The sequence below is a fragment of the Pseudonocardia nigra genome (assembly GCF_019396355.1).
Taxonomy (GTDB): domain Bacteria; phylum Actinomycetota; class Actinomycetes; order Mycobacteriales; family Pseudonocardiaceae; genus Pseudonocardia; species Pseudonocardia nigra.
On record NZ_JAHKRK010000073.1, the window covers coordinates 1 to 12,641 of the forward strand.

General features: G+C 74.1%; 12 protein-coding genes. 5 read left to right on the plus strand and 7 right to left on the minus strand.

The window, feature by feature from the left end; translation table 11 throughout:
• Positions 1 to 35 precede the first annotated feature (35 nt).
• The 5 genes from rsmA to KME75_RS19180 form a co-directional block, all read right to left on the minus strand.
• Positions 36 to 827, minus strand: coding sequence for a 16S rRNA (adenine(1518)-N(6)/adenine(1519)-N(6))-dimethyltransferase RsmA (rsmA, locus tag KME75_RS19160; protein ID WP_219416255.1), 792 nt, complete (start codon positions 825 to 827; stop codon positions 36 to 38).
• 160 nt (positions 828 to 987) lie between these two features.
• Positions 988 to 2,775, minus strand: coding sequence for a resuscitation-promoting factor (locus KME75_RS46010; RefSeq protein ID WP_219416228.1), 1,788 nt, complete (start codon positions 2,773 to 2,775; stop codon positions 988 to 990).
• 167 nt (positions 2,776 to 2,942) lie between these two features.
• The gene (locus KME75_RS19170) at positions 2,943 to 3,827 is read right to left on the minus strand and encodes a TatD family hydrolase (RefSeq protein WP_219416229.1); all 885 of its coding nucleotides are present in this window, start codon (positions 3,825 to 3,827) and stop codon (positions 2,943 to 2,945) included.
• Positions 3,828 to 3,882: 55 nt separating this feature from the next.
• Positions 3,883 to 5,679, minus strand: a complete 1,797-nt coding sequence (gene metG, locus KME75_RS19175; RefSeq protein ID WP_219416230.1) for a methionine--tRNA ligase — start codon at positions 5,677 to 5,679, stop codon at positions 3,883 to 3,885.
• Positions 5,680 to 5,721: 42 nt separating this feature from the next.
• Entirely contained in the window at positions 5,722 to 6,276 is a 555-nt protein-coding gene (locus KME75_RS19180; RefSeq protein WP_219416231.1) for a Uma2 family endonuclease, read from the minus strand.
• Between the two features lie 66 nt (positions 6,277 to 6,342).
• Here KME75_RS19180 and KME75_RS19185 point away from each other — a divergent pair, with 66 nt between their 5' ends.
• The 3 genes from KME75_RS19185 to KME75_RS19195 are packed head-to-tail and all read left to right on the plus strand — an operon-like array spanning position 6,343 to position 8,473.
• Positions 6,343 to 6,756, plus strand: coding sequence for a CoA-binding protein (locus tag KME75_RS19185; RefSeq protein WP_219416232.1), 414 nt, complete (start codon positions 6,343 to 6,345; stop codon positions 6,754 to 6,756).
• 31 nt (positions 6,757 to 6,787) lie between these two features.
• Complete coding sequence (locus tag KME75_RS19190; RefSeq protein WP_219416233.1) at positions 6,788 to 7,270, plus strand: cation:proton antiporter regulatory subunit; 483 nt, start codon at positions 6,788 to 6,790, stop codon at positions 7,268 to 7,270.
• A 6-nt stretch (positions 7,271 to 7,276) separates the two neighbouring features.
• Positions 7,277 to 8,473 carry a cation:proton antiporter gene (locus tag KME75_RS19195; RefSeq protein ID WP_219416234.1) on the plus strand — a complete coding sequence of 399 codons (1,197 nt, stop codon included), beginning with the start codon at positions 7,277 to 7,279 and terminating at the stop codon, positions 8,471 to 8,473.
• 24 nt (positions 8,474 to 8,497) lie between these two features.
• Here the strand turns inward: KME75_RS19195 and rsmI are convergent, their stop codons facing one another.
• Positions 8,498 to 9,346, minus strand: a complete 849-nt coding sequence (gene rsmI / locus KME75_RS19200; protein WP_219416235.1) for a 16S rRNA (cytidine(1402)-2'-O)-methyltransferase — start codon at positions 9,344 to 9,346, stop codon at positions 8,498 to 8,500.
• Between the two features lie 81 nt (positions 9,347 to 9,427).
• On the opposite strand from rsmI, the gene KME75_RS19205 reads away from it, so the two are divergent.
• The gene (locus KME75_RS19205) at positions 9,428 to 10,981 is read left to right on the plus strand and encodes a dolichyl-phosphate-mannose--protein mannosyltransferase (RefSeq protein ID WP_219416256.1); all 1,554 of its coding nucleotides are present in this window, start codon (positions 9,428 to 9,430) and stop codon (positions 10,979 to 10,981) included.
• Between the two features lie 56 nt (positions 10,982 to 11,037).
• Here the strand turns inward: KME75_RS19205 and KME75_RS19210 are convergent, their stop codons facing one another.
• Positions 11,038 to 11,904 carry an EamA family transporter gene (locus KME75_RS19210; RefSeq protein ID WP_219416236.1) on the minus strand — a complete coding sequence of 289 codons (867 nt, stop codon included), beginning with the start codon at positions 11,902 to 11,904 and terminating at the stop codon, positions 11,038 to 11,040.
• 109 nt (positions 11,905 to 12,013) lie between these two features.
• Here KME75_RS19210 and KME75_RS19215 point away from each other — a divergent pair, with 109 nt between their 5' ends.
• Complete coding sequence (locus KME75_RS19215) at positions 12,014 to 12,634, plus strand: helix-turn-helix domain-containing protein (protein WP_219416237.1); 621 nt, start codon at positions 12,014 to 12,016, stop codon at positions 12,632 to 12,634.
• Positions 12,635 to 12,641: the final 7 nt, after the last annotated feature.

A 12,641-nucleotide genomic window follows, 5' to 3' on the forward strand; every position in this document is an offset into this window, starting at 1 on the left:
GACGGGGCGCATGCGCCGAGAAGGGGAGCATGAGCTCATCGGCGGGCGGCGGCGATCCTTGCGAAGTCGGTCACCGCCAGGGTCTCCGCGCGGGCGAGCGGGTCGACGCCGGCGGCGCGCAGCGCCTCCTCGGCCGCCGCGGGCGAGCCGGCCCATCCGGACAGCGCGGAGCGGAGGGCCTTGCGGCGCTGCGCGAACGCGGCGTCGATCACTGCGAAGACCTCCTTGCGGGGCGGGCCGGGCGGGGGCTCGCGGCGGTCGAAGGCGAGCAGCCCGGAGTCGACGTTGGGCACCGGCCAGAACACCGCGCGTGGCACCGGCCCGGCCCGGCGGGCGGCGGCGAACCAGGCCAGCTTGGCGCTCGGCACCCCGTAGACCTTGCTCCCGGGCGTGGCGGCGAGCCGTTCGGCCACCTCGGACTGCACCATCACCAGGCCGCGCCGCAGGCCGGGCAGCTCAGCCAGCAGGTGCAGCACCACCGGCACGCCGACGTTGTAGGGAAGGTTGGCGACGATCGCGGTCGGCGCCGGCCCGGGCAGGTCGGCAGCGCGCACCCGCAGCGCGTCTGCCGCGGTCACGGTCAGCCGGTCGGCCAGCGCAGGGGCGCGCTCGGCGGCCGTCGCGGGCAGCCGGTCGGCCAGCACGGGGTCGATCTCCACGGCGTGCACCGCCCGCACGGCGGGCAGCAGGGCGAGCGTCAGGGAACCGAGACCGGGCCCGACCTCGAGCACGACGTCCTCGGCCGCCAGCTCGGCGGCGCGGACGATCCGGCGCACCGTGTTCGGGTCGTGGACGAAGTTCTGCCCGAGCCGCTTCGTCGGGCGCATCCCCAGCTCCTCGGCCAGCGCCCGCACATCGGCGGGACCCAACAGCCGGGACCGGGTAGGGCGAGGCGCCCACGCATGCGTCACGTCCCCGCCATTGCGCCTCGGCCTGCCCGGATCGTCCGTCACCCCAGGAGCGTGCCCGGTCGCTTCGGTCGGCCCGTCACCGGGGCAGGCCCAGGTTGCGTGCGCATGCGGGCCACGAGCCGTAGCCGCCGCGGTCGTCACGCACCTTCGTGGCGACGGCGATCTGCTCCTCGCGGGTGGCCTGGTGCGGCAGGTCGGCGTACTGCGTGCCGCCGTAGGCGCGCCAGGTGCCGGCGTCGAACTGCAGGCCGCCGTAGTAGCCGTTGCCCGTGTTGATCGACCAGTTGCCGGTGGCCTCGCACTGGGCCAGCCGGTCCCACACGCTGCCGTCGGACACCGCGGGGGCCTGTGGGATGTCGTCGTTGGTGCCGACGCGCACGACGCGGGGCGTGGGCGGCGTCATCGTCCCGGCCCGCACCTGCTCGCGCCGGACCTCCTGACCGTTCTGCACGTAGACCCGCATGATCGCGGTGCGCTCGCCGGGCTCGCCCGGCTCGACGACGACCCGCTTCCCACGCGCCATCTCCGGGTCCTCGATGATCTCTTCCGGCGGGGCGATCGGCCGGATCTCGACGACCTCGCCGACGCCGTTGCGCACGACCTGCACGGAGGCGCCCTCGGTCAGCGGCGTGTCGCCCGCCGGGACGGCGACGTCGTCGGGGCCGAGCTCGATGCCCTGCTCCGCGAGCAGTCCGGCGACCGTGCCCGCCGTCGTCGTCAGCTGCGCGGGCGCTCCCGTGCCGTCGGTGAGCGACACCGACCGGGACACCTGCAGCTCCAGCCGCATGCCCTCGATCGGGATCGCGGCGTCCGGCGCCGCGGACATCTGGATGGGCGCGGCCTCGATGCCGAGGCTCTGCAGCGCCTCCCCGACGGTGGCCGCCGTGGTCCAGATGTGCCGCTCCGACGGCCCCTCGACGAGGGTGACCTCGCGGGCGCGGCTGAAGATGACGTGGTCGCCGTCGGCGATGGTGGTGGGCAGCGCGGGCTCGACCTTGTCCTGCGCGGCGGGTGCGAGCCCCGCCGCGTCGAGCGCGGCGGCCACGTCGCCCGCGAACGTGTGCAGCGTGCGGTCCTGCCCGTCGACGGTGACCGTGACGGTCTTGTCCATCGCCACGGCGGTGGCGCCGCCGCCGAGCAGCGCGATCAGCACGGCCAGGACGGCGCCGCGCAGCGCCGTGCGCGAGCCGGTGCCGCGGGTGCGCCCGGCCCGGCGCCGTCCGCCCGACCTCTGCGGGACGACGGCGGGAGCAGCGGGGGCCCGGGGCTCGGCAGGCTCGGCGGGCGCGACCGGGATCGCGGTGGTCACAGCGGCCGGTGCGGCCGGGACCGCCACGAGGTCGGTGGTGACCTCGACGTCCGGGATCGCCTCCGGTGCGGCGGTGGTCGCGGTGACCGGCACGGGCCGGGTCAGCGACTCGAGGTCGGCGGGCACCACCGCGATCGGCCCGGTCACCGGCTCGACGTCGATGCGCGGCATCGGGCCGGTCAGCTCGTCGGCCGGGATCACCGGGAGCGGACCGGTGAGCGGGTCGGCCCCGGCGTCCGGGGCACCGGAACCCGCGGCGGGCCGGGTGACCACCGGCTGCGAACGCGGCAGCGTGGCGGACCGCGCGCCGGTGCTCGCGACGGGCGACTCGGCGGGGCTGAACAGGTCGATGGCCGCGGTGACGGGCGGGACGTCGTAGGCGTCCGGGTCACCACCGCCGTACCACGCGCCGTACGGGTCCTCGGTCGCCGCGGCGTCGGGGGTGGCGGTGGCGATCCGATCGACACGTGCGCGCGCGGCGCGGTGCCGCGCGCGCGTAGAGACGTCGACCACTGGCATCCAGACCTCGTCGGACCGGGCAGGGGAGGAGTTCACGGTCACGGTGGCCCGGAGGCGGGAGATCAGGGGGAGCGCCCCGGACCACCGTGACCGCTGTGCTGGGGAGCGTTCCCCACCCCGGCTTTAGCGATCACGGAACCGTAACGGGCCGTGAGCGCTGTGTTCGAGCCGCGACGCACCGTCAGCGCCGAACGGCCTACTCGCTACGCCGAACGTGCATCCTCGCCGCTCGGCGTGACGATCGACACGACGGACGGCAGCTCGCCGAGCCGGAAGACCTGCTCGGCGTTGCGCCCGGCGCTCGCCGCGAGCCGCTCGTCCGACACGCCGCGGAGCGCCGCGAGGCCCCGCACGGTCCACGGCAGGCAGTACGGCTCGTTCGCCCGGCCGCGGTGCGGGTGCGGCGTGAGGAACGGGGCGTCGGTCTCCACGAGCAGCTGGTCCTCGGGGACGACGACGGCCGCCTCCTGCAGGTCCCGCGCGTTCTTGAACGTCACCGGCCCCGCGAAGGACAGCACGTACCCCGCGTCCGCACACTCCCTGGCCATGGCGACATCGCCGGAGAAGCAGTGGAACACCACCGTCTCCGGGGCGCCCTCCTCCCGCAGGACGCGCAGGACGTCGTCGTGGGCGTCGCGGTCGTGGATCATCAGCGGTTTGCCGATCCGCTTGGCGAGGTCGATGTGCCGCCGGAACGACTCCTGCTGCGCAGGCGGGGGTGCGTAGTCCCAGTAGTAGTCCAGGCCGGTCTCCCCCACCGCCACCACGCGCGGGTCACGGGCCAGCCGCTCGATCTCGGCGTGGTCGTCCTCGGTGAGCGCGGCCGTCCGGGTGGGGTGCAGCGCGACCGCTGCGGCCACCCGATCGTCCCATTGCGCCGCTCGGACGGCCCAGCGGGCGGCCGCGAGGTCGTCGGCGATCGTGACGGCTCGGGTGACGCCGACGGCTGCGGCCCGGTCCATCGCCGCGGCGACGTCGTCGGCGGTCTCGCAGCCGCACGCGTCGAGGTGCGTGTGCGCGTCGACGGTGGGGACGGGGAGCGGCTCGGGTGGTTCCGGCCGCTCCCGCCGCCCGTGCGCACCGCTCATGCTCCCGCCTCCGGCGGTCGTGAGTGCAAACCGACGCCAGGGCGACGTTTTGCACTCACGGCCGCTCGATCGGCGCCCACTCGGGCCCGGTCTCGCCGAGCTCGGGGTCGAGCTTGCGGAAGATCGGCGTGGGCTTCGCCAGCGGGCGACCCACCTCGATCGGCGTGGACTCCCAGCGCGCCGCCTCGCGCGTGTAGTCGCCCGTGAGGATCGGGTTGATCCGGCCCGGGATGTCGAGGTCCGGAACGTCGTGCAGCTCGGGCTGTGACGCCCACACCCCGGTGCCTCCCATCGCCTCGTGCACCTGCTGCGCCGCGTGCGGCAGGAACGGCGTGAGCAGCGTGTTGGCGTCCTGCACCACCTGCAGCGCGGTGTGCAGCACGGCGTCGCGGCGGCCGGGGTCGTCCTTCAGCTTCCACGGCTCCTGGTCCGACAGGTACCGGTTGGCCGCCGAGACGACGCGCATCGCCTCCGCGAGGCCGGCCCGGAACCGCGACCGGGCCAGGTGCGCACCGACGCTGTCGAACGCCGCCCTCGAGAGCGCGAGCAGCTCGGCGTCGGCCGCGTGCGGCGTGGTGGGCGCCGGGACGGCCCCGTTGTTCTTGTGCGCCATCGAGATCGCGCGGTTGACGAGGTTGCCCCACTCGTTGGCCAGCTCGAAGTTCACGCGGCGCACGAACTCGTCCCAGGTGAAGTCGACGTCCTGGGTCTCCGGTCCGGCCGCCGAGATGAAGTACCGCAGGCTGTCGGCGCCGTACTCGCGCAGGAAGTCGTGCAGATAGATCACCGTGCCGCGGGAGGTGGAGAACTTCGAGCCGCTCATCGTGAGGAACTCGCTCGAGGCGATCTCCGTGGGCAGGTCCAGGTCGCCGTACCGGCCGGGCGCGCCGCCGCGGTCGCCCTGCCCGTTGTGCCCGAGCAGCAGCGCCGGCCAGATCTGGGCGTGGAAGGTGATGTTGTCCTTGCCCATGAAATAGACGTGCTCGGCGTCCGGGTCGTTCCACCACGCCTTCCACGCATCGGCGTCGCCGGTGCGCCGCGCCCACTCCACGCTGGCCGAGAAGTAGCCGATCACCGCGTCGAACCACACGTAGAACTTCTTCAGCGGCTGGTCGCGCCAGCCGTCGAGCGGGATCGTGACGCCCCAGTCCAGGTCGCGCGTGATCGGGCGCGGCCGCATGTCGTCGACGAGGTTCTTCGTGAAGTTGAGGACGTTGGGCCGCCAGCCGGTCTTCGTGGACAGCCACTTACCGAGCGACTCGGTGAACGCGGGCAGGTCGAGGAACAGGTGCTCGGTCTCGACGAACTTCGGCACCTCGCCGTTGATCCGCGAGCGCGGGTTGATCAGGTCGGCGGCGTCGAGCTGGTTGCCGCAGTTGTCGCACTGGTCACCGCGTGCGCCGTCGTACCCGCAGATCGGGCACGTGCCCTCGACGTAGCGGTCGGGCAGGGTGCGGCCGGTGGACGGGCTGATCGCCCCGGTGGTGGTCTTCGGGATCACGTACCCGTTGCGGTGCAGCGCCAGGAAGATCTGCTGCACGACGTCGGTGTGGTTACCGGTGGTGGTGCGCGTGTAGAGGTCGTAGGTGACCCCGAGGCCCTGCATCCCCTCGGCGATCACCCGGTGGTACTTGTCCACCGTCTGCTGCGGGGTGAGGCCCTCCTTCTCGGCCTGCACCAGGATCGGGGTGCCGTGCTCGTCGCTGCCGGAGACCATGAGCACCCGGTTGCCGACCATCCGCTGGTAGCGCGAGAACACGTCGGAGGGCACGCCGATGCCGGAGACGTGACCGATGTGCCGCGGACCGTTGGCGTAGGGCCAGGCCACGGCGGTCAGCACGTGGGAACTCATGCGGCCCAGCGTATTCCCCGGGCGCAGGCGAGTTTCGACGGCTCAGATGTCGGCGGTGCCGTCGGCCCAGGTGACGCGGAGCGTGCCCTCGACCGTGCAGAGGCTGATCCCCAGGACCTCGGAGGCGAGCGAGCCGTCCGGTCCGGGCTGGACGGGAACGAGCCGGCCGCCGAGGGCGCGGAACAGCTCGACGCGCCGGTCGTGCGGATGCACGACGACCATCTCGCGGACGCCGACCCGGCTGTAAAAGTCGATCTTGTCGTAGGTCTCGTCGCCCGGCGAACGGATCTCGACGACGAGTTCAGCGCCCTCCGCGCCGCGATCGCTGCGCTGCTCCGGGCGGCAGTACAGCTGGTCGGGCACTCGGTAGTCCTTGTCCGCACGGAACAGGCCCGTCTCGTATCGCGCAAGCAGGCCGCGACCTTCCGCGATCGGGACGATCACGAACAGGAACCTGATGGCGAACTCCTGGTGCGCATCGCTCGGCGGCGGAACCATGTGCAGCACCCCGTCCCACATCTCGTCCCGGACGTCCTGGCCCAGGCGGCGGCGCTCATCGAGCATCGACTGGGGGGCGTCGAGCATGAGGACCCGCATGTGGGAAGGGTAGCGGGGCACCTCCGATCGCGGGCGCGGATCGCGAACGTGGAGCAGGATCGGGGCGTGACCGACGACGGGACCGTGCGCACCCTGCTCGCCGACACCACCACCTGGGCCGTGGTCGGGCTGTCCACCAACCGGGCCCGGGCCGCCTACGGCGTGGCGCGCTTCCTGCAGTCGATCGGCAAGCGGATCGTGCCCGTCCATCCGCGCGCCGAGACGGTGCACGGCGAGCCCGGGTACGCGCGCCTCGCCGACGTCCCGTTCCCCGTCGACGTCGTCGACGTCTTCGTCAACTCCCGCCGGGCGGGCGGGATCGCCGACCAGGCACTGGCCGCAGGCGCGACGGCGGGGGTGTGGTTCCAGCTCGGGGTGGTCGACGAAGCCGCCGCGGGTCGGGTCCGGGACGCCGGGCTCGCGATGGTCATGGACCGCTGCCCGGCGATCGAGTGGCCACGCCTGTTCGGCCGCGCCTGAGCCCCGCCGGGGTTCGACTACCGTGGGTGGCGTGAATGTGGAGGTCACGCCCCTGCCCGGGATCGGCGTGCGCAAGGACTTCGCGCTTCGGGGTGGGCGCCGCATCGGCGTGGTCACGCATCGGGACGGGAAGATCGAACTGATCGTCTCCAAGTCCGACGACCCGGACGCGTGCCTCGCCGAGCTGCCGCTCACCGCCGAGGAGGCGGGCGCGCTGGCGAACCTGCTCGGGGCACCCCAGCTCGTCGCCCAGCTCACCGAGGAGCACCGCGAGCTGCCGGGGATCCACACCCGCCAGCTGCCGGTCGGCGCCGGGTCCCCGTTCGACGGCCGCACGCTCGGCGACACCGCCCTGCGCACCCGCACCGGCGTCTCCGTCGTCGCCGTGACCCGCGCGGGTCAGGTGCACCCGAGCCCGACGCCGGACTTCACCCTGACCGCGGGCGACCTCATGGTCACCGTCGGCACGTCGGAGGGGCTCGACAACGCTGTCAAGATCCTCAAGCGGGGCTGATCCCGCGTGGAGCACACCGCGCTGGAACTGATCGAGCTCGGGGCCGTCTTCTTCGGCCTGGGCCTGCTGGGCCGCCTCGCCGGGAAGATCGGCCTGTCCCCCATCCCGCTGTACCTGCTCGGCGGACTGTTCTTCGGCACCGGCGGGGTCATCCCGCTGCACGGCATCGAGGGCTTCACCGACCTCGCGGGCGAGGTCGGCGTCGTCCTGCTGCTCCTGCTGCTCGGCCTGGAGTACTCCGCCACCGAGCTGATGGACGGGATGCGCCGCTCGTGGACGGCCGGGATCCTCGACATCGTGCTCAACGCCGCCCCCGGCGCGGCGGTGGCTCTGATCCTCGGGTGGGGCCCGGTCGGCGCGCTCGTGATGGGTGGGGTCACCTACATCTCCTCCTCCGGGATCATCGCGAAGGTCCTCGGCGACCTGGGCAGGCTCGGTAACCGCGAGACCCCGGTCGTGCTGTCGATCCTCGTGTTCGAGGACCTCGTGATGGCGCTCTACCTGCCGATCCTCACCGCCGTGCTGGTCGGGGTGACCCTCCTGGGCGGGCTCACCGCGTTGGGGATCTCGGTGGCCGTGCTCGCGGTCGTGCTGGTGGTGGCGCTGCGCTACGGGCGGTTCGTCTCCGCGCTCGTCGACTCGCCCGACCGCGAGGTGTTCCTGCTCAAGGTGCTCGGGTTGGCGCTGCTGGTGGCGGGTTTCGCCTCCGCGATGCAGGTGTCGGCCGCGGTCGGCGCGTTCCTGCTCGGCATCGCGATCTCCGGGTCCACCGCCGAGAACGCCACCAAGCTCCTGGAACCGCTGCGCGACCTGTTCGCCGCGGTGTTCTTCGTGGTGTTCGGGCTGAACACCGACCCGGCGTCGATCCCGCCGGTCCTCGGCTGGGCAGTGGTGCTGGCGGTGGCCACCACGCTCACGAAGGTGGCCACCGGCTGGTGGGCGGCGCGGCGGGTGGGCATCGGCCCGCTCGGCCGCGCCCGTGCCGGCGCGGCGCTGGTGGCGCGCGGGGAGTTCTCCATCGTCATCGCGGGTCTCGCGGTGGGCAACACCATGGTGGACGACAGGTTGGCCGCCCTCGCGACGACGTACGTGCTGCTCATGGCCGTGATCGGCCCGGTGGGCGCGCGGCTGGTCGAGCCGGTGGCGTCGTGGGTGCGCGGCCGGCGGCCGGCGGCCGCACCGGCTCCGTCGGCCGGGAACTGACGGGCGTCGGAACGCGGCTGAGGATCAGCCCTTCCGGACCGCCGCCGCGTAGAGCTCCCGCTTCGGCACCCCGGCGGCCTCGGCCACCACGGCCACCGCGTCCTTGAGCCGCTCCCCGTCGGCCACCCGCTCGCGCACCGCGCCCACCAGCGTCTCGACGGCGGGCGCCGCGGTGGGCCCGGCCCCCGCGAGCACCACGGTGATCTCCCCGCGGACCGGCCCCTCGGCCGCCCAGGCGGCGAGCTCGCCGAGCGTGCCGCGGAGCACCTCCTCGTGCGTCTTCGTGAGCTCCCGGCACACCGCGGCCGGACGCTCGGCGCCGAGCACCGCGACGGCGTCGGCGAGCGTGTCGGCCAGCCGGTGCGGCGACTCGAAGAACACCGCGGCCCGCGGCTCGGCCACCAGCGCCCCGAGCCAGCGCCGACGCTCACCCCCCCGCCGCGGGGCGAACCCCTCGAAGCAGAACCGCTCGCAGGGCAGGCCGGACAGCACCAGCGCCGTCGTCACCGCGGACGGCCCGGGCAGGCACGTGACCGGGAGGTCCTCGGCCGCCGCGGCCGCCACGAGCCGGTAGCCGGGGTCCGACACCGCCGGCATCCCGGCGTCGCTGACGACGAGCACGGTGCGCCCGGCGCGGACGTCGTCGAGCAGCCCCGGCAGCCGCGCGGCCTCCACCGCGTCGTAGTGGCTGATGACCTTGCCGGTCACGGTGACGCCGAGCGCCGCGGCCAGCGACCGCAGCCGCCGGGTGTCCTCGGCGGCCACCACATCGGCCGTGGCCAGCGCGTCGGCCAGGCGCGCCGAGGCGTCGCGCGCGTCGCCGAGCGGCGTCGCCGCGAGCACCAGTCGGCCGTCTACCGTCTCGCCTGCCATGCCCCGCAGCCTACGATCAGGGGTGTGGCCACCCGCACCGTCGAGCGCTTCCGACGCCGCACGGCCACCCCTGACGTCCCGCTGCAGGGCAACGCTCCGCTCGGCGACGGGCCGGCGCCGACGGCCCGTCCGGGCGACCGCACGGCCCTGCTCGGCCCGCCGCCGCCCACCGACCGGCTGCGCGGCTGGCTGGTGGCGATCGTGCTGGCGCTGGTCGCCGCCGTGGTGCGGTTCACCGGCCTCGGGCACCCCACCGACGGCGGCACGCCGGTCTTCGACGAGAAGCACTACGTGCCGCAGGCCTGGCAGATCCTGCGCAACGGCGGGGTGGCGGACAATCCCGGCTTCGAGCTCGTGGTCCACCCGCCGCTGGGCAAGCAGCTCATCGCGCTGGGCCAGCTCGTCTTCGGCTACGACGGGTTCGGGTGGCGGGCCGCGGCGGCGCTCGCGGGCACGCTGGCGGTGCTGCTGATCGTCCGCGTCGCCCGGCGGCTCACGCGGTCCACCCTGCTCGGCGGGCTCGCCGGGGTGCTGCTGATCTGCGACGGCCTGTCGCACGTGCAGTCCCGGATGGGGATGCTCGACGCGTTCTCGGCCCTGTTCGTGCTGGCCGCGTTCGTCACGCTGGTGCGCGACCGCGACGACGTGCGCGCGCGCATGGCGCTCGTGGTGGCCGAGGGCCGGATCGGCGACTCGCCGTACGGGCCGCGGCTGGGCGTGCGGTGGTGGCGCCTGGCCACCGGGGTGCTGCTCGGGCTCGGGTGTGCCGTGAAGTGGTCGGGGGCGTACTGGCTGGCCGCGTTCGCGGTGCTCGCGGTGCTCTGGGACGTCACGGCGCGCCGAGCGGCCGGCGTGGAGCGGCCGTGGCTGGGCACGATCCGGCGTGACCTCGGGCCCGCCCTCTGGGCGCTGGCGCTGGTGCCGGTGCTCGCCTACCTGGCCGCGTGGTGGGGGTGGTTCGCGAGCGAGACGGCCACCGACCGGTACGTCGTGGGGGACGAGATCGGCACCGGCGGGCCGTGGTCGTTCGTGCCCGACGCGCTGCGCTCGCTCTGGTACTACAGCAGCAAGGTCCTGGCGTTCCACTCCGGGCTCACCACCGAGTCCAGCGGCGTGCACCCCTGGGAGTCGAAGCCGTGGACCTGGCCGATGGGCCTGCGGCCGATGCTCTACTACTACGCCTCGGGCGAGCACGTCACGGGCTGCGGGGCCGCGAGCTGCGTGAGCGCCGTGATGCTGGTCGGCACCCCCGCGCTGTGGTGGCCCGCCATCGGCGTGCTGGCGTTCGCGCTGTGGCGCACCCTCGCCGGCTTCGACTGGCGCTACGCGGCCGTGCTCGTCGGCTACGGCGCGGGCATCCTGCCGTGGTTCGCCAACATCGACCGGCAGATGTACTTCTTCTACATGACGCCGGTCGCGCCGTTCCTGGTGCTGGCGGTCACGCTGCTGCTCGGCGAGACCCTCGGCCGGGCGGGCGCCTCGCGGGAGCGGCGCCAGACCGGGCTGCTCGTCGTCGGGCTGTGGGTGGGCGCGGTCGTCGCGAACTTCGTGTGGCTGTGGCCGATCCTCGTCGGCGAGCCGATCACCGCGGAGATGTGGGACACCCAGCTGTGGCTGCCGTCCTGGCGGCAGTAGTGGCGCCTGTCCGGGGTTGCCCGTCTTGGGGCGCCCGTCTGGCAGGAGGCGACGGGTCAGCCGGTCGCCGAGAGCAGCACGCTCGCGCCGAGTGCGAGACCGGCGCTGACCAGCTGCGTCCCCGTCAGCCGCTCGCGCAGCACCACCCGCGCCAGCAGCACGACGACCACCGGGTAGAGCGACACCACCACGGCGCTGACGCCGAGCGCGCCGAGGCGGGTGGCCACCAGGAACAGCACGTTGGCCAGCGTGTCGAACACGCCGCTCACGACCATCAGCCGCACCGGGAGCGGCGCCCGGGCAGGCGCGCCCGACGGCGTCGCCCCGACGGGCACGGGCGTGCGCGCCCGGTGCACGAGCACCAGTGTGAGGAGCAGGCTCACCGAGACGACCCGCCCGGCCACCAACGGCCACAGCCCGGACTCGGACGGCGTGGCGTCCAGCCCGACGAAGAACAGCCCGAACCCGACGCCGGACCCCAGCCCGAGCAGCAGGCCTGTGCTCGCGGCGGTGTCACCCCTGGTGCCCGCCGTGGCGAGCAGGATCGCGCCGAGCGCGACGGCGATCGCGGCCAGCGTGACCGTGCCGGGACGCTCCCCGCCGAGCCAGCCGACCGCCAGCGGCAGCCCCGCCCCGACCACGGCCGACAGCGGCGCGACCACGCCCATCGGCCCGACCGCGAGCCCCCGGAAGTACAGCAGCAGGCCGGTGGCGCCGGCGATCCCCGCGAGCGCGCCGAACCCCAGCGCCGCGACCGACGGGGTGCCTCCCAGCAGCCACACCGCGGGCAACAGCGCTACCAGGCCCGCGCTCTGCGCGACGGCGGTGACGACGAGCACCGGCGCCCGGCGCGCGGCCAGGCCACCGGCGAAATCGGCGATCCCGTAGGTGAGCGCCGACGACAGCGCGAAGGGGACGGACATGACGCCTCGTTCAGTAGACCGTACTGGGAAGAACAGTACGATGGACGGTAACCGGAACTGAGCGAGGAGTACAACCAAGTATCCGCTGAAGTACGGCACACTGGTCCACATGCAGTCGCCGGAGGACGTCGCCACCGCCGTGGGGCGCAATGTGCGCGCGCTGCGCCAGCAGCGGCGCATGACGATCGACGCCCTCGCGGCAGCCGCCGGCGTGAGCCGCGGCACCGTGATCCAGATCGAGACCGCGCGCGGCAACCCGAGCATCGCCACGCTCGTGGGCCTGGCGGCCGCGCTGCGCGTCGGCGTCGCGTCCCTGGTCGACGGGGACGCGCAGCCGCGGGTGGTCGTCCGGCGGGCGGACGAGGCCGCCCGGCTGTGGAGCAGCGCGGCGGGCAGCAACGCCGTGTTCCGGATCGGCACCGACCCGCCCGATGTGGTCGAACTGTGGGACTGGACGCTGCAGCCCGGCGACGGGTTCGACGGCGAGGCCCACCCGATCGGCACGCAGGAGGTGCTGTCCGTGCTGTCCGGCCGGCTCGGGCTGCGGGTCGGCGGCGTCGAGCAGCGCCTCGACGCGGGTGACACGGTGATGTTCCAGGCGCACGCCCCGCACCGCTACAGCGGCGAGGGCGACGGCCCGGTCCGTTTCGTCATGGTGGTGCTGCAACCCGGCGACGCCGGGCTCGTGCCCCCGACCAGCATCGCCGAGGCCGAGGCGCCGCTGCCCTGAGCGCCCC

Excerpts from the sequence above, each read along its gene's own strand:
- rsmA (WP_219416255.1), bottom strand. The coding sequence starts at position 827 with ATGCGCCCGACGAAGCGGCTCGGGCAGAACTTCGTCCACGACCCGAAC.
- KME75_RS19170 (WP_219416229.1), bottom strand. The coding sequence starts at position 3,827 with ATGAGCGGTGCGCACGGGCGGCGGGAGCGGCCGGAACCACCCGAGCCG.
- metG (WP_219416230.1), bottom strand. The coding sequence starts at position 5,679 with ATGAGTTCCCACGTGCTGACCGCCGTGGCCTGGCCCTACGCCAACGGT.
- KME75_RS19180 (WP_219416231.1), bottom strand. The coding sequence starts at position 6,276 with ATGCGGGTCCTCATGCTCGACGCCCCCCAGTCGATGCTCGATGAGCGC.
- rsmI (WP_219416235.1), bottom strand. The coding sequence starts at position 9,346 with ATGGCAGGCGAGACGGTAGACGGCCGACTGGTGCTCGCGGCGACGCCG.
- KME75_RS19210 (WP_219416236.1), bottom strand. The coding sequence starts at position 11,904 with ATGTCCGTCCCCTTCGCGCTGTCGTCGGCGCTCACCTACGGGATCGCC.
- KME75_RS19215 (WP_219416237.1), top strand. The coding sequence starts at position 12,014 with ATGCAGTCGCCGGAGGACGTCGCCACCGCCGTGGGGCGCAATGTGCGC.